This window comes from Pseudomonas sp. ACN5, assembly GCF_002303975.1.
GTDB lineage: Bacteria > Pseudomonadota > Gammaproteobacteria > Pseudomonadales > Pseudomonadaceae > Aquipseudomonas > Aquipseudomonas laurylsulfatiphila.
In genome coordinates this window covers 1-20,331 of record NZ_MRCP01000031.1, presented here as the reverse complement: position 1 = coordinate 20,331, position 20,331 = coordinate 1, and the positions used below count along the sequence as shown (strand labels likewise).

The 20,331-nt window shown below is 57.6% G+C and carries 10 protein-coding genes and 2 pseudogenes; 7 read left to right on the top strand and 5 right to left on the bottom strand.

Annotated features, from left to right (window positions below):
* Positions 1–284: saccharopine dehydrogenase NADP-binding domain-containing protein (locus BSF40_RS31120; RefSeq protein ID WP_150131487.1), on the bottom strand; the 284-nt coding region annotated here is incomplete at its 3' end.
* 196 nt (positions 285–480) lie between these two features.
* Between BSF40_RS31120 and BSF40_RS31115 the strand changes: the two genes are divergently transcribed.
* Both BSF40_RS31115 and BSF40_RS31110 read left to right on the top strand, forming a co-directional pair.
* A complete protein-coding gene (locus BSF40_RS31115) occupies positions 481–1,284 on the top strand; it encodes a type 1 glutamine amidotransferase domain-containing protein (protein WP_095968252.1) in 804 nt (267 codons plus the stop codon).
* Positions 1,285–1,354: 70 nt separating this feature from the next.
* The gene (locus BSF40_RS31110) at positions 1,355–2,326 is read left to right on the top strand and encodes an acetoacetate decarboxylase (ADC) (protein WP_256589628.1); all 972 of its coding nucleotides are present in this window, start codon (positions 1,355–1,357) and stop codon (positions 2,324–2,326) included.
* Between the two features lie 15 nt (positions 2,327–2,341).
* On the opposite strand, the gene BSF40_RS31105 is transcribed toward BSF40_RS31110, so the two are convergent.
* A complete protein-coding gene (locus tag BSF40_RS31105; protein ID WP_095968250.1) occupies positions 2,342–2,821 on the bottom strand; it encodes a MerR family DNA-binding transcriptional regulator in 480 nt (159 codons plus the stop codon).
* A gap of 238 nt (positions 2,822–3,059) precedes the next feature.
* Between BSF40_RS31105 and BSF40_RS31100 the strand changes: the two genes are divergently transcribed.
* Positions 3,060–3,890 carry an alpha/beta fold hydrolase gene (locus BSF40_RS31100; RefSeq protein ID WP_095968249.1) on the top strand — a complete coding sequence of 277 codons (831 nt, stop codon included), beginning with the start codon at positions 3,060–3,062 and terminating at the stop codon, positions 3,888–3,890.
* A gap of 330 nt (positions 3,891–4,220) precedes the next feature.
* Positions 4,221–7,160: a DEAD/DEAH box helicase gene (locus BSF40_RS31095; RefSeq protein ID WP_095968248.1), complete on the top strand. Its 2,940-nt coding sequence runs from the start codon at positions 4,221–4,223 to the stop codon at positions 7,158–7,160.
* A 65-nt stretch (positions 7,161–7,225) separates the two neighbouring features.
* On the opposite strand, the gene BSF40_RS33665 is transcribed toward BSF40_RS31095, so the two are convergent.
* The gene (locus BSF40_RS33665) at positions 7,226–7,876 is read right to left on the bottom strand and encodes a methyl-accepting chemotaxis protein (RefSeq protein ID WP_371918148.1); all 651 of its coding nucleotides are present in this window, start codon (positions 7,874–7,876) and stop codon (positions 7,226–7,228) included.
* A gap of 2,061 nt (positions 7,877–9,937) precedes the next feature.
* Here BSF40_RS33665 and BSF40_RS31085 point away from each other — a divergent pair.
* Positions 9,938–10,191: pseudogene (locus BSF40_RS31085) on the top strand (hypothetical protein).
* Positions 10,192–10,251: 60 nt separating this feature from the next.
* Here BSF40_RS31085 and BSF40_RS31080 read toward each other — a convergent pair.
* Complete coding sequence (locus BSF40_RS31080) at positions 10,252–10,701, bottom strand: antitoxin Xre/MbcA/ParS toxin-binding domain-containing protein (RefSeq protein ID WP_095968246.1); 450 nt, start codon at positions 10,699–10,701, stop codon at positions 10,252–10,254.
* A 204-nt stretch (positions 10,702–10,905) separates the two neighbouring features.
* Positions 10,906–11,262, bottom strand: coding sequence for a helix-turn-helix transcriptional regulator (locus BSF40_RS31075; RefSeq protein ID WP_095968245.1), 357 nt, complete (start codon positions 11,260–11,262; stop codon positions 10,906–10,908).
* A gap of 1,029 nt (positions 11,263–12,291) precedes the next feature.
* Between BSF40_RS31075 and BSF40_RS31065 the strand changes: the two genes are divergently transcribed.
* Positions 12,292–18,357 (top strand): ATP-binding protein, encoded by a 6,066-nt coding sequence (locus BSF40_RS31065; RefSeq protein WP_256589627.1) that lies wholly within the window; start codon positions 12,292–12,294, stop codon positions 18,355–18,357.
* A gap of 616 nt (positions 18,358–18,973) precedes the next feature.
* Positions 18,974–20,053: pseudogene (locus BSF40_RS31055) on the top strand (NAD(P)/FAD-dependent oxidoreductase); the annotation flags it as partial.
* Positions 20,054–20,331 lie beyond the last annotated feature (278 nt).

Here is a 20,331-nt window from a genome sequence, read left to right as displayed (position 1 = left end):
TCCATCATCGGTGCGGCGGTCGCTGAAAAGGGTCCTGCGCAGCGCAGGACCAAGCCATGGCCCTTGATCTGGGCAAGTAACCGCGCCTCGTCATCCAGTCCGAACACCCGGGCTTCAAGGCCCAGTTCACGGGCCAGGACTTCGACCTTGTCGCGGCTGCGTCCTGCCAGCACCGGCCTGAGCCCACGTTTGACGGCATCTCGAGCGATCAACTCGCCGGTATAACCGTTGGCGCCGTAAATCATCCATTTCATCTGCGTATCCGGGTTGCCGTGCTGACTCATGCGTTGCTCCTGACAGGATTGATGGCGAGCGTTGTTGCCTTGCTCAATCAGCCTCAGACGCTAGCGTTAAAGTCAGGTTGAGGGTCAAGCAAAAGTGTGCAAGTAGCCACGGCGATTTTTTGCAGCAACGGGGGTTGACCTTAAAGTGAAGTTTAAGGTGAGCATGCACGGACCTGCATGACTGTCGGACCCCTGGATGATGTTGAAAACCTTTATTTCCCGTGCGTTGGTATTGATAGGCGGTGCATTCATGACTTTTGTAAATGCTGGACAGGCCCCTTCCACGGTTGTTGCGCAAGATCGCCAGATACTGGTGATCATGACCAACCACGCCAGCTATCCCTCACGAACCGATAGCACGGGCTTGTGGCTGACCGAGCTGACGCATTTCACCGATGTGGTGGAAGCGGCCGGCTACACGACGGTTTTTGCCAGCCCCAGGGGCGGCGCTGTGCCTCTGGACGAGCGTAGCCTCGGCTGGCTCTACATGGACAAGGCTGCCCGTGAGCATTTGCAGTCCCCTGCCTTTCGCGCTCGCCTGCAAAACACGCTGCCGATCGCCGATGTCGACCCGTCCCGGTTCAGCGTCATCTACTTCACGGGAGGCCACGGTGTCATGTGGGATTTCCCCAATAACCCCGACCTGCGGCGTGTCGCCGAAACCATCTACAACCAGGGCGGCATCGTATCGGCGGTCTGCCACGGTGTAGCGGGACTCCTGGATCTGAAGGATGAACAAGGCCAGTTGATCATCAAGGGCAGAAACATCACCGGATTCTCCGATCGCGAGGAGCTGTTCTCGGGCATGAAGAGTCAGGTGCCCTTCTTCCTTGAGGACAGGTTGGTTAGCCAGGGTGCGCGTTACCGCAAGGGCTGGCTGCCGTTCACGTCATTTGCCATCACCGATGGGCGGCTGGTGACTGGTCAGAACCCTCAATCGCCCAAGGCCGTGGCTGAAGCCGTGATGGCCGTGCTCGCCGCCGGCAACGTAGCTCGCTGATCCATCAAGTACACCCCATCACCTGGAGAAAGACCGATTGAAACTCGCAAGCGCCGTTTTAACAGGATTAATGTTCAACACTTTTGCCAACGCTGCGTTGGCGGGGACGCCTGAGATGCCCAGCCCGACCGACACAACCACCATCGATATCGCAGGCCACCAGGTGCCCGTCGTCAAGGGCGGCCTGTACGACCGTTTTCGCTCCAACCCCCCGTTGTCGGTGATTGCTGCAGAAGTACCAGGCGTTGATCTGAGCTGGTTCAAGGGATTGGAGAAGAACAAGGTCGACATTGGCTTTGAGTCGTACTCGCCAAACTTTTACTACCAGAACAGTCGCGTAACGGCTGTTTATACGGCGGATCTGGATCGGCTCCGGGCGCTGATGCCGCCCGAAGTACTGGCAACCGTGCAGCCGCTGCAAGTCTGGCCAGGTCGCGGCTTGATCGCGTTCACCGCGTACACCTATGAGCACTGCGATAACGACGCCTACAACGAGGTGGCCGTGTCGATCATCACCAACAAACCTGGCAAAGCCAATCTGGGTCCGTTCACGCTGCTTGGTCAGTCGATGTCTGGCGATTTCTGGGGTTATGTGCTGAAGCTGCCGGTTAATACCGAGTTGGCGAGGGTGCGTGGTGTCGTCGGTTATAACCTGCCGAAATGGCTGACCGGCATTGACCGCAAAGAGGATGCGCAATCGGTGGTGTATGACATTACCGACAGCCAGACCGGCAAACCGGACGTGTCCTTCAGAGCGAAGAAGCTCGACGACCTGTCCCGCGATGTCGATATCGTCACCAGCAGTTTCACCAATCTCGATCACCAGGGCCAACTGGCCTATGGGTACGCTGTTTCCCGCCAGCTCAGCCATGGCTCCAGCCGGGACGCGGATTCGGCCACCCTCACGCTGGGCGACGGCGATCTGTCGAACTACCTCCGCGCCCTGAAACTGGGGAAAATGATGAAGTACGAATATGTGCCTGAGTTCCAGAGCGCGCTCTATGCGCCAAAACCACTTGCCACCCTGGTTGGCGAGCGCTGAAACCAGTTGCGCCTGTCAGGCCTCGGAAGCCTGACGGGCTGTTTTTTTCCTGGAAGACGCTGCATCACGGCGGCCTGAAGTGACTGCCACCCCTTCATCGCGCAGACGATGCAACAGCAGTTGCGCATTGTCCGCACACGCCATGCCCTCGGGCTTGCCCTCGATGCCCTTGATGACCAGCAGAAGTTGCGCCTTGTTCTGGGCCAACCGCTGCTGCAGGACTTCGATTTCCTCAACCTTTTGCTTGAGGCCACTGAGCAACTCTTCGTGCTGCCAACCACTCGCATTCATCGGCATCAATTGGCGGATTTCTTCCAATGAAAAGCCCGCCGCCTGCGCGCCGGTGATGATCTCCAGAAACCACTGGATGTCAGGCGCATAATCCCGATAGCCATTGGCTTTACGCTCGACCGATTTGATCAGGCCGCTCGCTTCGTAGAAGCGGATGCGTGAAGGCGCCAACCCGCTGATTTTCGCCAGTTCGCCTATTCTCATATTCCACCTAAAAAATCCATTGACCTTAAAGTTGACTTTAAACCTAAAGTCTTCGGGCGGCCAAGCGGCTCGGGTGCAATGGGCAGCTAAGCCGTCATGGAACTCATGGGGCAGCCAGATTCCAATCCAGAAATACGCCCTCTGAACCGCCTATTGGATGGGCTGCACTTTGTTCATTCAGGGCCTTGATCGAAACACGATTCGGTTCAGGCCTTCACTTCATTCAGGAGATGCGAACATGGGGTATGTCACTACGCGAGACGGTGTTGAGATCTTTTACAAAGACTGGGGGCCGCGCGATGCCCAGGTCATCTTTTTCCATCATGGATGGCCACTGAGCGCGGACGATTGGGACGCGCAAATGCTCTTTTTCCTGGCCAATGGCTACCGGGTTGTTGCACATGACCGACGTGGTCACGGGCGTTCCAGTCAGGTCTGGGACGGACACGACATGGATCACTATGCTGACGACGTCGCGGCCGTGGTTGATCACCTCGGCGTACAAGGCGCAGTCCATGTCGGCCACTCCACCGGCGGGGGTGAAGTCGTTCATTACATCGCGCGCCACGGCGAAGACCGAGTGTCGAAAGCCGCCATCATCAGTGCCGTCCCACCGCTGATGGTCCAGACCCCGAGTAATCCTGGCGGCCTGCCTAAATCAGTTTTCGACGACTTGCAGGCACAACTGAAGGCCAACCGCGCACAGTTCTACCACGACGTTCCAGCGGGGCCTTTTTACGGCTACAACCGCCCAGGCGCAAAATCGTCTGAGGGCATCATCTGGAACTGGTGGCGGCAAGGCATGATGGGCTGTGCAAAGGCACACTATGACGGGATCGTGGCTTTTTCTCAGACCGACTTCACCGAAAATTTGAAGAGCATCAAGATCCCCGTCCTGGTGATGCATGGTGATGATGACCAGATCGTGCCTTATGAAAATTCCGGGGTTCTGTCAGCCAAACTTCTGCAAAACAGTACGCTGAAAATCTATCCGGGCTTCCCGCATGGAATGCCTACAACCAACGCCGATACGATTAACGCCGAACTGCTGACTTTCGTGCGGAGCTAATCAATGGAGGGCGGGAAAAATCCCGCCCTTACCCTCTTCAAGGCCACTAGCTCGACGCGTTCAGATTTAGCTGCCCTCAAAACTGCGCTACCTGAGTAGCTGCTTTTGGCCATTTTTGACTATCGCCACCGGCAGCAATGAATCGTTTTATGCCTCTCGCGACGGGCAGTCAACGGCCAAAAGCGGGCACGACAGTTCGGCAATCCTGCGCGGGGCTCGACTGGTTTTGTCCTTATGTCTAAGTGGTTAAGGTCATGCAAGCAATAGGGGGCGTGCTATCATATCGCCACCCTCTCCCCCAGAAGTCTTTTCTGCCTCCAGGTAATCGCCATGGACGATGTAGTCATAACGCATTTGGATGTGTACCAGAGCTGGCAAAACCATCTCTTCAATTTCAGTCTCGACGATCCTAAGACGAACGCACCCGGGCTGCGCAAGCCGCAACTGGCTGCGCTTTATGCCACCCTGGGGCACCTGGTGGTTGATCCCTCTTCGACCGCCACAGTGGTCATGCCGACCGGTACAGGGAAGACCGACACCATGCTCGCGCTGATCATCGCTGCGAGGATGGCCAGAACCTTGATCCTGGTTCCCTCGGACGCCCTCAGGACGCAGTTGGTGGGAAAGTGCACGGAGATGAAGACGCTCCGCACCGTGGGGGCGGTATCGGACACAGCGCGCAACCCCATTGTTGCAGCCATCGATTCGAAGCTGTCTGAGGCGCAGGTTGCAGAATTAGCTACTGCCAATATCATTGTGGCCACTCCCCAGGCCCTGCTGCTATTCGAAGACGCCGCCTTGGGGGCGCTGGTGAACATGTGCAGCCACCTGATGATCGATGAGGCTCACCATGTCGTGGCAGCGAGTTGGAACCGAATCAGAACCTCCTTCAGGGGCAAACCTTGTATTCAGTTCACAGCGACGCCATTCCGGGAGGATGGTCTGGCTCTGGCCGGCAAGATTATCTACAACTACCCGCTCCGGGATGCGCAGCTTGATGGCTATTTCAAAGGCATCGAGTTCCATCCGGTACGAGAATACAACCTCAAGCTGTCCGACCAAGCCATCGCAGACAAGGCTATTGAACTGCTCCGGGCTGACCTCAAGGCTGGGTACAACCATTTGATGATGGTGCGGGCCAAGTCGCACAAGCGGGCGACAGACCTGTTTGAGATTTACAAGCAGCACGCCGACCTAACGCCAGTCTTGATTCACAGCAGGGTGCCGAACCAAGCCAGGGTGATGGCGGAGATCGTCAAGAAGAAGCACCGGATCATCGTCTGCGTCGACATGCTTGGGGAAGGCTTCGATCTGCCTGAGCTCAAAATCGCTGCAATTCATGATCAACATCAAAGCCCTGCGGTGACGCTCCAGTTCATTGGCCGGCTGACGAGGGTTGATGCCGCCCTTGGTGATGCCAAGTTCGTGGCGAACATCGCTAACCAGAAAACCGACCACCAGATGGCGGACCTCTACAAGGAGAGTGCTGACTGGGGTGCAGTCATTCGTAATGTGAGCGAGCAAAAGGTAGGCCGGGAAATTGAGAAGGCGGACTTCAACGAGCAGTTTGCTGACGGTGACGATGCCCAAGTGATTTTTGGGCTGAACCCGAACCCCAAAATCAGCGCCGTGGCGTATCACGTCTCCCCCAAAGACTGGACACCACAGCGTGCGCAGGGTCTGGATGGACGCAGAGAAACACTGCAGTACATCTCGATCAATGATCAGGCCGATACCGTCATTGCCGTGACTCGGCGAGAGACGCTGGTTGGGTGGGCTCAGACCGAAGAAATCGTCGATACCAACTGGAATCTGTACATCGCTTTCTATAACAAGGCGCAGAAAACCCTGTTCATTCACACCTCAGGTGACGACACCCAGGCAACTCGCTTCCTCAACCTGGTAGCCAAAGACCCTCGTCGCATCAATGGTGAGCCGACCTTCCGTACGCTCCACGACATCAAGCTGATGAAGCTGCAGAACGTTGGCCTGTCCCGCGCCCGGAAAGACCTGCGGTTCACGATGCACGTGGGGCGCGACATCAACCAGGTGATCAGCGACATCGAGAAGGGCAATGCGACAAAGTCCAACATCTTCGCCACCGGGTTTGAGGGTGGAGAACGAACCACCGTGGGCTGCTCGCACAAGGGCAAGATCTGGGAGATGAACTCCTCTCCAATCAACTACTGGGTCGAGTGGTGCAAGCGCATGTCGGTCAAACTCAACGACAACACCATCGACCCTGCCGACGTACTCAAAAATGTCATGCGTGTTGACCAAATCAAGGACAGGTGGCCAGAAGGCCTGTTCTACACTGACTGGCCTGTGTCGATCGCGATCGAAAACGAGCAAAGGATCTCGCTATATTTTCAGGGAGAGACTTTCAACCTTCTCGACATCGAGCTTGGTAAGCCTGAGTACAGTGGCGCGCAGACGCTGGAGATACCCGTCATTGTCGCGGGTAACGACGGCGAAGAGCGTCGCCTCACTACCATCGCCATCAAGTTGTTGGAGGACGGATACAAGACCTCCTGCCCAGGTGTGAAGATCCTTTACCCCCACGAAATGCCACTGGACTCCTACCTGGATGCAGAGCCGCTTGTATTGCTCAAGGTCGACGGATCCATGGTGCAAGGCAACTACCGTCAGTACTCGCTCAACAGCATGGATGTAAAACTGCCTGCCGGTTTGCTCGAACCCTGGGATTGGGGAACGACGAAAATCCATCAGGAGTCCATGCGTGCAGAGCGACGTAAGGACTCAGTACAAGGCTTCACCTTTGACAAGATCACTGATGACTACTCCATCGTCTTCAATGATGACGGCAAAGGCGAAATTGCTGATCTGGTGGCAATTCGGGAAAACAAGGACGCCATCTACGTCGACCTTTACCACTGCAAATTCTGCCCTATGACGGATGGCGTGGCCGCGCCTGGGGCGCGCGTCGCCGACGTCTATGAGGTATGCGGTCAGGCGTCGAGATCGGTGAAATGGCTGTACACGGGCGATAAGTTCTTCAACCGACTGATGGATCGCTACCAGCAATCACTGCTGAAGGACTTCGACAGAATCCTGAAAGGCACGCCTCAGCAGCTGGAGATACTGCGCAACAAATGCCACGACCATGAGCTGATCTTCAGATTTGTGATCGTCCAACCCGCGATATCAGCAAAGAAGGTGTCGAAGGAGCAGTTGGCCGTCTTGGGAACGAGCTACTCATACATCAAGAGCATCTCGGGCTCGGACATCAAGGTCATTGTTAGCCCATAGCTGCCGGTGAGCAACGGCAGACCTTGCGGGCAACCGTCATGATCTGCCCGCCCTCACCTGCGTTCTTAAGCAGCCGCCACACGTCCGTTTTTTTTACTCACCTCAAACTGCCCCACCAGTTTTTGCAGTTTGTTGGCATTGAGCTTCACGGTCTCGGCACTGCCTTGCAACACCACCACCGTCTGACGCATTTCTGCGGAAGACTGGTCGACCTGCTTGATTGTCTTCCCGTAATCGAGGCTACGCCTGTTGAGCTGCTGAATGATCGCAAACATACTTTCCACCGCTTGATGCAACTGCACGTTTTCCGAGGAAGCATCTTCGGCCAGGCGCAAGCTGTTATCGACGCCCTTGACGCCCTCCTTCATGAAGCTGACGGCGGTTTGTGTTTCGTTCTGCAAGCCCTCGACCATCTGCCGAATGTCGTCGGCGGCCCGAGAAGTGCGTGAGGCGAGACTACGTACCTCATCGGCAACCACCGCAAAACCTCGCCCATGTTCGCCCGCGCGCGCGGCCTCGATGGCGGCATTGAGTGCCAGTAGATTGGTCTGGTTAGTGATGTCACTGATCAGGCCGGTAATGTTGCCGATTTGCGTCATGCGGCGATCGAGCAACTGCACGCTTGAAGAAGAGTGCTCGACCACATCCCGAATCGACTGGGTGCCTGCCTGCACGGCGAGAAACTGATCGCGAGCACGGGTAACGACTTCGTCCATCACCTGCTTCATTTGTTCGGCGCTGGCAGAGGCTTGTTGGATCTCACCCAATTGATCTTCAACGATGATCATCATGCGATGCACCGCTTCGGCCACCTCGGCCGAGGTGACACCGGCTTCCAGGCTGCGTCCCAACATCATCTGATTGGTGGCGCCGACGGTGCGACTGGCTTTCACCACTTGACCAACAACAGAGTCCAGATTATCGATGAAGCTGTTGATCCAGCGTCCCATGTCACCGGTCTCGTCGTTGGCCATGCGCGTGGTGTCCAGACGCTGACGAAGGTTGCCCTCGCCTTCGGCGATGGTCCTGATCACACCCGTCATCTCGCCCAACCTTGCCGCCAGCCGTTTAGGTCCCAACAGGCTGAACAGTACAGAGGCGCAAACCACACCCACGATCTCCACGGTATCGATCAACCCTTGTTCCAGGCCGCTGTAGTGCTGGACCATGAAATTGCAGGCAAAAAGCCCCGTCATAGTTGCCAGATAAGGCTTCATCAAGCCATAGCTGAGCGAGCGTCGGCGATAAACCTCTTCCAGATCGGCCTCACACATCATGCCCCAGACATCAGGTGACCCTGGCAACTGGAACGTAACGCCCTTGCCGACCACCGGAATGTGCCGATAGTCCGGGTAACCGGGATAAGTCACGAACAGATTGGAACCCTTGCGGATGGTTTCGCGCACACCTGGGTGCAACTTCTGGGTGGCCGGGTCAGTGAAGCGCAGTTCTAGCTCAGTGTGCCGTTGAATCTGCACGGTCTTATAGGGCGTGTGTACACCACTTTTAAGATTTTCGCCGTGGGTGAATGTGCCGTCCTCGAAACGTGAACGCGACAACGCGGTTCCCGGCGTGATCGCGTGATCAAAGTGTGATTGCGCCATGAACAAATAATTGTCGCCCGACTCGGCATAGATGTGCCCGGCCTCACGCTGGATAAGATCGCCCAACACATCGTTTGGCACCCGACCGCAGAGGCAGCCCGAGACTTTTCCATCGACCTTCAAAGGCTGATAGAACATCAACGTGACTTCATCGTGAAAGCGTGAAGTCGATGGACCGATTTGCAAGGTTAATGGATCGCTGTAAGGACCGTGAAGAAACGGCGCTTTCAACCCTTCGACCAAGGCTCGGGTTTTCTCAAGCTGATTTTTACCGCGTCCGCTCCAAGTGGAGGCAATGACCGCGCCGTCGACTCCAACGACAAACAGCTCGGAAAAATCTTCGGCCTGACTAAGTTTGTCCATCAGCGTACGACTGTCGATATGGGCAAAATCCCGACCGAGATTTTCCGCCAACTCAGCGAGGTGTTCCCATTGCTCGCGCGTCCAGTTGTGTAGCAATTGCGCACGGGTTTGCGCAATGGCTTCAAAGGTTTGTTCGATCACCGGGTAAGCCGACTGATTGAGTCGGCATGACCAACCCATCGCAATTTTTCCAGCTTTGCCCAACCAAGGTAACCAGCGCTTCTCGCTAGAAGACAACTGCATGAAATTACTTGAAAGCGACATTTTACTCACCAATCGCGACATTCTGATCGCAAATTGACAGCAAATACCAAGCCAAGTCGCAAGCAGGCTAACCATTAACACTGATCGAAGGATAATCCTGCAGTCGACAGCAAAACTGTTTAACTGACCCACAAGGCCGCATGCTTCAACTCGGTGCACCAAGCGCAATCTGCGCTGAAAATGCGCTGATTTCAGACAGTGAATCAAGCCGAACGGTCCCTATCTCACATCCTTAGAGCACGATAACTTCTGCCAATTGGAGGCAGAGAGCACTGCGTACGCGCTCACTATCTCATCGCGGTAGCTCTCTCAATGAGCAAGTCCCTCATTTTAGGCAGCCAGCCTTAAAGGTTAATTAGGATTGATTGCAGCCCTTCGCGACACTCAGCATTCAGCCTTTACCTAACACCATCGGTTGAAGGTTGATTCCGCGTTCTGTCCCAGAGACTCGCCGCTATAGAGACCGACCATACTGATAGAATCAGACTGCCTGCACATGACAACCTTACGAGAACCTGCATGATCGAAAAACTGACCGAAGAAGAGATGCGCCAAGCGCTGTTTGGCCAGACATCGCAACGCCACAGTCAGCAAACGCGGTGGAGAAAAAGAAGATCGTGAAAGCGTTCACGCCCAGGTTAAAAGTCACGCTGCGGGTCGGCAATGAATTTGAGGGCAAGATGCATGAAATGGTCCATGAGGCGGATACGCTAAGTACGCTTCTAGCAGAGCAAGAAGCGACCAAGGTAGCCAGGAAGAAATTTCGATTTGTGGAAGTGGTTTCTGTAAAGCCGATGTAGCGTGACTTCTTAACACGCCATTATGCGTCAGCGCTTCTACCAATGACCTGGACTGCCCTTTTACAAGGCCAACCCTTCGGCTACCTGAATCAGCAGCTCCTCGACCAAACGAGTGCCCTGAGTAGTGGACAGCAGAGCAATGGGCTGTTGCCACGCAAAGCACTGCTTAGGTTTATTAAGCCAGCGTTGCGCTTTTTGGGCGTCCCCAAACAGCGCCTCGGCCATGGCTGTCACATGCAACAGCCGGAACAAACGATCACTCTCGCTCAGGCTTAAGCGCTGACTGCGAGCCAATCGACTACTGAGGGTACCAAGCGGAATAATCTGATTCAGGGCTGTCGCGCTGTATACGCCCAACTCGCGAAGCATTTGGACTCTCTCGGCGGTGAATCCCGCCGCGATAAGCTCGTGGATCTCCTGCTCTGAAGCGTCGATGGCGATTTGCAGTGACGTTTCCAGACGGAGCCGATAGTTACGGTAAACCGGTTTGGGCAGCAATTCAGCCAACATAGGTCGCCTTTTGACTTGCCATGGTCTGTTCAGCATCCAGTGACTTTCACTGCTTGAAAAGATGGGCTGCTCGCCAAGCCCTGTCAACGACCTCAGCGGACAACGTCAAATCCGCCGTGAAGGAAAAGCCGATTTGCAAGACTTGAGTTGGCCACAGCCCACCCCACCAACCAAACCATCGATGGCTGACCACAAAGGTATTCATCACCAGTCGACGCTTTGGTTCTTGCTGGAGTGAACCGCCTCCGCCTCGAAGGCAATACGAGAACCAGAGGCGCGCCGTCGCTTTTTGCCTTCCATCCGCAGGATTTGTAGCGGACTGGGCTGCACCTCTTCCAGCAACGAACTCAGGCGCTCCAGCTCGCCAAGGGCTCGCAATACGGCGATCAGATTGATCAAGGTGCCTTTACCTTGATTGAGTAACACATGCAGGGTCTGACGGCTGATCGCCGCATTTTCGGCGACGGCCTCGAGGCTGATATTCTTCTTCAACCGCAGCGTTTGCAGGCGTGCCCCGACGGTGGTGGCGAGGACTTGGTCGGATTGTGCGCGAAGTCGCATAGCGTCTGCTTTCCTAGACATTAACCGGCATATTCGCACTTTACGTCAGTAATTCTAGACAGTACAGCAACGCAACAACCGCCGGCTCGCCGCCCTTGCTGAGTTCCGCAAACCACGGCCACATGACCGGTCTGCATCGTGAGACTTATCGCCTACGCTCAAACGGCGGACATTAAGAAGCTGCCAATCGCCCCGCTTGGCCTCGGGCGTACTGTGCATCGCGCTTTTCCGCCCGCCAACGGCGCTGAGGTTTGAGAATCTTGGTTTCTAAAACCTGATACTTCGCCCCTTCCGAATGACCAATAGTAGCGCCGTAAAGGTGTGACTTCATGACCTGAATCTCAGTACGAAATCGTTTGTCCTACAGTCAAATCACCTCTGGTGCATGGCTGTATCGTCAAGCGCCAAATGGGGCGTCGGCGTCGACATAGTGCGTAATTGCATGGACTTGACCACCTGATTGCATCGGCACCGACCAGTCGATTGCATCCGTGCCGACAAACCGTTTGCACTCGACTTGACCAGCACACGCCGTAGTGACGACCGGCAGAGAACGACCCAAAACTGCCCATCGCGAGGGGCAAAAAACGGCCGATTCTGTTGAAAAAGTCGGTTCTTCCAGACCGCCCACATACTGACCGCTGAAAATGCGTTTTTTGCGCGCCGCTACGCGAAATCTGAGCCCGGAATCCTCTGCTCAATGTAAAGATTTCAATCTCAAGCGCGTACTTTTTTACCGTGGAAATCAGGGCCGACTTTTTCAACAGAATCGGCCGTATCATGCCGATTGGAGCCATTCACGGCAGGCTGCTAACGGCCACGATTTCCTGACTGAACGGCAGGAATAGGCTGATGTTAGTCATTCACGCCCCATCTCGTGAATGACCGCTTCGATTGGGGCTGGCCAGGCTTCGTTTCAGAGCAGCGCTCAATAACTTAGCTGCATCTACCGTCTGTTGCTGGACGCCTAGGGTTATGCTGAAGCAGTTTTCTTGGTATCAGTTGGCGTCAACTACTTAATTCATTCACATGGCTCCAAAAATGTCCAAGAAACCGAATCTATCAACCTCTGTAGCTCCTACAACTGCGCCGGCGGAAGGCGAACGCCGAGCAGTCCGTGGATACATTGGCCAGTACGAGCGGGCGGGCGCTGCCATTTATGCTGCGCTCGAGCGCGACGAGCTGCTCTGGATCGGCGTCGCAGACCGCAACGCGGGTATTGCCGACGACTTGGTACTCGGTTTCGATGGGTTGGTAGTCGGCCACCAGTTCAAGACGTCCAAGTTCCCTGGCACTTTCACTGTTGAGACGCTGTTTACTGGTGCCAACGGCCTCTTGGGGCCCCTGGTTCATGCTTGGCAGTGCCTTCGCAAGGACAACCCGGGAAGCCGTGTCGAAATTCGTCTAGTCGTCAACGACTTCCCATCGATTAAGGACAAGCCAGGCGACGGCACGCCGCCGCACAGCGCGGCATTTCTTGAAGAGCTCCACCAGCATCCAAATCGGCAGCTAGCGGATTGGTTAACGTCGGAATGGAGCCGACTGATTGACAACCTGCGCCGTGAAGCTGGCTTGGGCGATGACGACTTCGAACAGTTCTTGCACAGCCTCCGCGTGGTGTGCGGAGCTGCGGCAAATTTCATCCAGTCGCACAAGTTGAACGCAGAGCAGGCACGGCAGGCGTCCGAGATAGCAAGCGTACTGCCCAACCTGGTCGCCGATGTCCGCGACAAAGACAGGTGGACGCGTGACGAGCTGCTTTGTGAGCTTGGCTGGCGTGATCCCGCCAAGACTCTGCTTATCCACCGGTTTCCGGTCGGCGCCTATGTCCAGCGCAACCGCGACACTGAGGTCAAGCTGTTAGCCGCGCTGCATGCCGCTGACCAAGGCTACGTCTCACTCATAGGACCGCCTGGCTCCGGAAAGTCCACTCTCCTGCAGGTTGCGCTAGCCACTGAAGCAAATGTCCGGCTCGTTCGCTACTTGGCGTATGTGCCGGGCGCTGCTCAAGGCGTGGGTCGGGGGGAGGCCGACAATTTCCTGACCGACGTCGGCACTCAGTTGCGCAACAGCGGTTTGGCTGGACTTCGTCTTCGCGATGACTCGCTGCATGAACGCCGCGAACAGTTCGGCGTCCTGGTGCGGCAGGCTGGTGAACGCTTCGACCGCGACAGGATCCGAACAATCATCGTTGTCGACGGGCTCGACCATGTGCCTCGCGAAGAGCGGCCGACCACTTCCCTTCTGGGCGAGCTGCCTCTTCCAGCGGCCATCCCCAACGGGGTCGTGTTCGTGCTCGGCACGCAGCGGCTGGATCTCGCGAATCTGAAGCCCGCAGTAAGAGAGCAAGCGGAGAAGTGCCAGCGACAGGTTCTCATGGGGCCTCTCGGCCGCGAGGAGATCGCCCGGATGGCGGATGCGCTTGGCCTGCCTGCTGAGATTCCAAGATTGGATCTGAGCAATCTCACGCATGGCCACCCGCTCGCAACGCGTTACCTAATTCAGGCGCTGTTGCACGCTGATGAAGCTGGCCGTAAGCACCTTCTCAGCGGCGGGATGCCGTTCGACGGCGATATTGAGACCGTGTACACCGCTGCTTGGCGCGATATCGCAAGCGATGTCGATGCAATGGACGTGCTGGGCTTCATCGCTCGGGCTGAGGCACCCATGGACCTGCGGCTGCTGGCCACGATGGTCCAGGAGTCTGCGATTGAACGCGCCCTGATCGTTGCACGGCACCTGCTCCGCAGTTCATCCCAGGGGTGGAGCGTCTTCCACAACAGCTTTCGACTGTTCGTCATCGCTCAACCTCGAACCCGCCTCGGAAGCGTCGACGCCGAATACTCGCAGCGCGTGTACCGCGACCTCGCCCAGTTGGCGAAGAACGCGCCGACCGAATCGGCGCAGTACTGGCTTGAGTTGCGCTACCGCGCCCGTGCCGGCGACGGTGCCGATGTACTTGCGCTGGCGATGCCCGCTCGCTTCAGGCAGCAACTGGCTGACGGGCGTTCTATCGCTGAGATCCACGCCGATATCCGCCTAGCTCTGCTGGCAGTGCGTGGAACGCACGACGCTACCGCCTTCTCACGCCTGCTGCTGTGTCGTGACGAAGTGGGGCGGAGGGAAACTGCCCTTGAGTACGCCAACCAGCTTCCGCTGGCGATGCTAGCGGTTGGGGACATTGATGCAGCCCTGGCCTTCGTGCAGTACTTCCCCAGCCAGGGCTACGAGGTCGTCGATGCCCTGTTAGCGCGAGGGGACTTCGAGCGGGCGAAGGAACTGTTTGAAAGCCTCGAGCCACTGTCGCAGCTCCATACGTCCAAGTTCCAGAACCACGGACACGACGACAACATAACGGAATTCGAGAGGTGGGCAAGGCGCGCCGTCCACTTCCGAGACAACGAGCAGATCCAGATAGCGATTGACCACCTCGCCCTAGAGGGGCTACGCCAGCCCGAAGAAGTGGATCCGCAAACTGTTGCCGCCCTGCAACTGCATCTGAGGAGGGAAGCCGCAGAGGCGATGCTCCTTCAGAAGGTTGGCGCCGATCCACAAGACCTGTGCAGCAAGCTCGGGGTAGCCAACGAAGACAAGCCTTCGGTGATGGTTCACGCAGGTCTTTTGGCCAGTCGGCGTGGCGACGTTGCGCAAGCCCTTGCCCTGTTTGATGCTGCCGCCGCCCTTCCTGGCTTCGTAGAGGTACCCAACGGCTACCGACGCCGGATGGCACTAATTGCATTCGAAGCTGACCGTCGTGACCTAGCCGAGGCCCTGTTCGACAATCTGGTCGCACCGATGATCTCTATGTGCGACGACGAGACGGACCTGGCTGGGCTGGGTAATCTGGTCGGTGCGGTGATGCACCACGCGAGGCTTTGCACGCTGCTCGATAAGCCGCTGCCAAGCGCGATACCGTCGAAGCACACCTTCCTTCATCCGTTCCAGCAGCACGCCTCGACGATAGGCGTGCTTCTAGGTCGCGCCGCCGTCGACAACGCGTCCGTGCCGGCCGGCAGCATCCAGGACGAAGCCCGCATTGCCCTTGGGTACGTCCTACGTCTGACATCAGAAGGCGGCAGCGAGTCATATCGCATCCTGCAGGCCTTCAAAGCGGTCCCCATGCTCGTGTCAGCGCTGCTGAGGCTCGGCGCCAAGCGCGGCGAGACTGAGTACCGTGCGGTACTTCGGGAAATTGACGCAGCCATCGCCTCATCGACGCTGGGGGGCACTGCGTACCTGCGACGCAGATTGGCCGTCGATGCGTATAGGGTTGACGGTGACCGGGTGGCGGCCGTCGATCGACTCAACGCACTCGTGGCGGAGCTTAAGGAGAGCACGCCGAGCGAGCAGATCGACGGGTTGGCCGATCTGGCCATCGCGTTGGCTGCGGTCGGGGACTTAGAGCGGGCCAAACAGTTGCTGGCGACGGTTCCCGAGCAATGCCTTGGCTACGCGTTGGCCCCCAAGAAAGACCCGCAGTACGCAATCTGGCGAGACATTCTGGTCCTTGCGAACGCCGCTGACCCGGAGAACCGTGTCAAGCGAGTATCGACCTTAATGCGCCAGGTCGGCGGCATGACCGAAACGGAAGGGTCGTCGGCCGCGCATCGGTTGACGATGTCGCTAATCGAAGAAGCGACGCAGGTCGGACCTCGCTTCGGCTTGGAGGTGTCAAAGACACTGGCGGATTGGAATCTGATTGGCTGGCCGAACCGTGTTGACCTGCTCATGAAGGGGATGGTGCGGCGAAGCCCTGAACTCGTCTTGGCTTGCGCGACGGTCTGGTGCGGTCTGTGTCTGCCGTTCTACATGGAACCGTACTACCGGGACCCGCACCACGTCGGTGACTTCATCGACATCGCCGCCGACGCCGACGCCGCAGGACCAAGACAGATTGAACAGCTCGCGCGGATGTTTGTGGCGGTGATCGAGGTAGCCAGCAGGGCACACGAGAGGGGCGGACTGCTCCAGCGCCTTCGCACCGCTGCCGGAAGGCATGGATTTTCATCTGCCGAGCTCGACGCCGCCGTAGCCCGGTGGACGTCAGAAGCGCCGGAACCTCGGCACTCGTATACGCCAAGCAAGTACGACTCGGAGACCACTCTCGAGCAGCTTGAGCGCGCGTTTGAAGCGGATGGCGACGAACTGAACTACAACGCCCCGAACCGCTTCAGAGATCTGGCCGAGACGGCCCCGCTTCATCTGGCGCGGAGGATATTTGAGCGCTGGCAGGTCTTGCAGGACGACGCGCGCTGCCGCTTCCTGATGGTTAAAAGGTTGGCTGCGGCGGGGGAGGTCGAGTACGCCAAGAAGCTGATGCAAGGCTATGAGTCAAGCAAGGACCCCTGGAGCTCCTGGAGCCAGTGGATGGGTGGCGGTAAGTTCTTCTACTTTGAGGCGAAGAAGCTCTTGCAGGGACCATCCACATGCCCAGCCGCCTTCGAGAACATTGTCGATTCAGTAACCGCGGGCCAGGAGAACACCCAGTCACTGCTGACAGAGCTGGATTCGATACTGCCGGTAATCAGCGCGACGCCCGATTGGCCGGCCATCTGGTCGCTACTTGAGGAGCAGATGGCCTGCACGCGCGAGTTCCAGCTGGGGCGACCCTACCAGCCGAGCGAGCTACCGCTCAGCGACGCGGAACTTCTGGAGGATCTGCTGCACTTTGCCTATCGGCTGCCCGTTGCAGAAGTTCAGCGACACGCACGCAATTGCACGTTGAGCCTGGCAACGCAAGCCGGACTCGGCCAAGCTCTGTTCAAGTCCCTTATGCGGCGACTTATAGCCGGCGAATTAGATGCCCCCTTGCAGGCGCTCGGAACGCTGCTGGCTGCTGACAGCGCGGACCTTGCCCCCGAGTTGGGCAGCGCCGTGGCTGCATTGGTCAACTACCGTGACATCGCGGTGGCAGAGTCAGCCGCGCTCTTGTCGCATCGGTGGAGGCAGGCTGTCCCCTTGGACGCGATACCACTGCCGCTCTTCTATCGCCTTGAACTCGAGCACCCGCCAGAGGGCGACCAGGCATTCATGGACGAAAGAACTGGTGCAATGCGCGTCGAGTCGCCGCTTGGCTGGACCGAGATGTTGCGCTCGACGGCACGTCACATCGCGAAGGCGGCAGGCATTGAGGAGATGACAGTCCGCCGACGCGCGGCGATGTTCATCCAGGATTGGGGTGGACTTGAGGCATTCGGGCCCTCTGGCATCAAAAGGCTTGAGACTCAGCTTCGCGAGCTCGACATGCAGATCACTTACCGGAAGCCCCACGCCTACATTGCCATTGCCGCACTTCGCCACGTCGCGGGAGAACTGCGGCTGGCCGGCAAAGTGAAAGGCAGCGACACGCCCACGCTTTTGGAACATTTAGGCTGCCCGCTTCCGCCTCGACCGCTGAAGCTCCCGCGAGTGCGCCCCGAGTGGATCCGAATGCCGCTGTTAAACCGAAGTGCAGGTTGGTCCGAGCGGGAACGGAAGTGGATTGACGAAGTCGACGGTGACATTGCCCCCTTCCCAGCAGACAGCCACGGCCAAGTCGTGGCCGAAGTATCCCGCTTCAAGATTCTCAAGCCACGGCTGTCGGAGCACCTGCTCTACCGCTTTAGAGCACCCTCGGCAGAGATTGACAGTGAAGACTTCGATGACGGCTATGCCAGGCTGCCCATCGCTGTTTGGCTAGGCCAGTACGTCGCATTTGACAATGATCTGGCGCCAACGCTGGTAAGGAGAGTTGTTTGCTCGGTGGACATGGGCTTTGACGCAGCGGCCTATTCGTTCGCTTTGTGCCCGAATTGGGTGAAGCGGCTTCGCTGGAGCGCGCATGACGAGGAGCCCAGCGTCTTCCTCGACCCGAGCGGCGCTGTGGTCGCAAGGCTCTACTGGTGGCGTGATGCGGGCCCGGTTGATATCGGTGCGGAGTCTCTGTGGGGCGAGGGTTGCTACCTCGTTCTGACGTCAGCAGGCATCGCACAGGTCACCACTGCCCGTGGGAAGCCGGACTTGGATATCAGCGTGTTCGCAAGCAGGCAGATCATTCAACCGAGCAGCTACGGGCAGTCTCTCTTGAAGACGGCGAAGAACGGCTACTCAATCTAAGCTATGAAGATTCAGCGGCGATGCCAAGCGATAGGGGCCATGCTGGCTCGAGCTGGCTATCCCGTAGGGCTGCTTCCGGCCTGTGACCAGCGTTCGTAGTACCCTAATGATCGATCGCTCCCGCTGCGAAGCATCCATGGACTTTCCAAATCGAGCTTCTGCTTTGGGTGGATTTGAGCCGATTACGACTGGCTGCTATTGGCCGATTCTGTTGAAAAAGTCGGCCATGGTTTCCACGGCAGGAAAGTAAGCGCTTGAGATTGAAATCTTTACTTTGTGCAGAGGATTCCGGGCTCAGATTTCGCGTAGCTGCGCGCAAAAAAGGCATTTTCATCAGTCAGTACGCGGGCAGTCTGGAAGTATCGACTTTTTCAACACAATCGGCCGATTGCTGCCTGTCGCCACCGGCAGCAATGCGCAGCTCTCTTCCAATTACGGTTACTAAGCGTGCTGGTCAAATCCGATGCAATCAGGTGGTCATACGGAGTGCAATTTCGCACAGAAACCATTGGGTGGCGGAGATCCCTGCGCAAACGGTTTAGATGGAGTGGGCGCCCCCCTCGATGCCACTGTTGACTATTCAGCAAGTCAACATAGTCTGAGTCGGCTAAGTTGGACCACCGGCAGCCTGTCGGGCGACGAGGCCATGCGCAAACAGATGCGCCGCTCCATCGGCGATGAAGTCGACGATTTCATCTGGAACCTGCGCTGGCGCGGACACCAGATCATCCAACAGCGCGTGGAAAAATACGGCATCGCCTGCGACCTCAAACACGGCCACCTGCACGCCGCGTACAAACCCGCGCACATGGACGGCTTGCGCAAGGATTACGACGAGGCGGTGCGCCGTGGCATGGGTGATGAAGTCAGCCTGCTCGACCGCAGCCAGGTGCGCGACCTGCTGCAAAGCGACCTCTACCACGGCGCGATCAAGAACACCCGCAACATGCACCTGCACCCGCTCAACCTGTGCATTGGCGAGGCCCGCGCGGCCGAGAGCCTGGGTGCGTTGTTCTTCGAGAACAGCGAAGTGCTGGAGATCATCCATGGCGATGGCCTTCACAAGAGCCCTGGCGTACGCACCGCCCACGGGCACATCGACGCCAATCAGGTGCTGCTGGCCGGCGACGTTTACCACAAGCTGGAACCGGGCAAGCTCAAGGGCAAGATTTTCCCGGCCATGGGCGGCATCGTCACCACCGCGCCGCTGGGCGATCTGGCCAGGCAGATCAACCCCGAAGACCTGGCGGTCTACGACTGCCGCTTCGTGCTCGACTACTACCGCCTCACCGCTGACGGTCGCCTGCTGTTCGGTGGCGGCGCCAACTACAGCGGCAAGGATTCACGGGACATCGCCGCCGAGTTGCGCCCGTGCATCGAGCAGACCTTCCCGGCGCTCAAAGGCGTGGCCATCGATTACCAGTGGAGCTGCGCGATGGGTATCGTGATCAACCGCATCCCGCAACTGGGCAAGCTGTCGGACAACGTCTGGTATTGCCAGGGCTACTCCGGCCACGGCATCGCCACCACCCACATCATGGGTGAAATCATGGGCCGCGCGATCACAGGCCAAATGGAGCAGTTCGACACCTTTGCCGCCTGCCAGCACATCCGCGTGCCCATGGGCGACCTGCTGGGCAACCCGATGCTGGCTGCCGGGATGTGGTACTACCAGATGCTTGAGCGATTGCGCTGAGGTTATTGGCCAATTCTTCAACATGGATGTTGTTTGTGCTGGCCTCTTCGCGAGCAAGCCCGCTTGTATGGTAGGACTTGAAGGGAGGAGGAGGGACAAAGCCCGATTCTGACTGTTAGCGCAGTACAGATCCGTGGGAGATTTCGCCCCACCTCCTTTCACCCAAGCGCCGATAAAGAATGCATCTGGCTAGACCGACGATAGGAACAAGCCTGCGCCTCTGGGTGAGCCCTTCAAGTGCTCAAAACCATATCCCGGAGGAAATCCAATGGCAATGC

What these genes read in the sequence shown, in the direction of transcription:
- BSF40_RS31100 (WP_095968249.1), top strand. Translation starts at nt 3,060, where the DNA reads ATGGGGTATGTCACTACGCGAGACGGTGTTGAGATCTTTTACAAAGAC.
- BSF40_RS31065 (WP_256589627.1), top strand. Translation starts at nt 12,292, where the DNA reads ATGGCTCCAAAAATGTCCAAGAAACCGAATCTATCAACCTCTGTAGCT.
- BSF40_RS31110 (WP_256589628.1), top strand. Translation starts at nt 1,355, where the DNA reads ATGTTCAACACTTTTGCCAACGCTGCGTTGGCGGGGACGCCTGAGATG.
- BSF40_RS31075 (WP_095968245.1), bottom strand. Translation starts at nt 11,262, where the DNA reads ATGCGACTTCGCGCACAATCCGACCAAGTCCTCGCCACCACCGTCGGG.
- BSF40_RS31080 (WP_095968246.1), bottom strand. Translation starts at nt 10,701, where the DNA reads ATGTTGGCTGAATTGCTGCCCAAACCGGTTTACCGTAACTATCGGCTC.
- BSF40_RS33665 (WP_371918148.1), bottom strand. Translation starts at nt 7,876, where the DNA reads ATGGACGAAGTCGTTACCCGTGCTCGCGATCAGTTTCTCGCCGTGCAG.
- BSF40_RS31115 (WP_095968252.1), top strand. Translation starts at nt 481, where the DNA reads ATGATGTTGAAAACCTTTATTTCCCGTGCGTTGGTATTGATAGGCGGT.
- BSF40_RS31095 (WP_095968248.1), top strand. Translation starts at nt 4,221, where the DNA reads ATGGACGATGTAGTCATAACGCATTTGGATGTGTACCAGAGCTGGCAA.
- BSF40_RS31105 (WP_095968250.1), bottom strand. Translation starts at nt 2,821, where the DNA reads ATGAGAATAGGCGAACTGGCGAAAATCAGCGGGTTGGCGCCTTCACGC.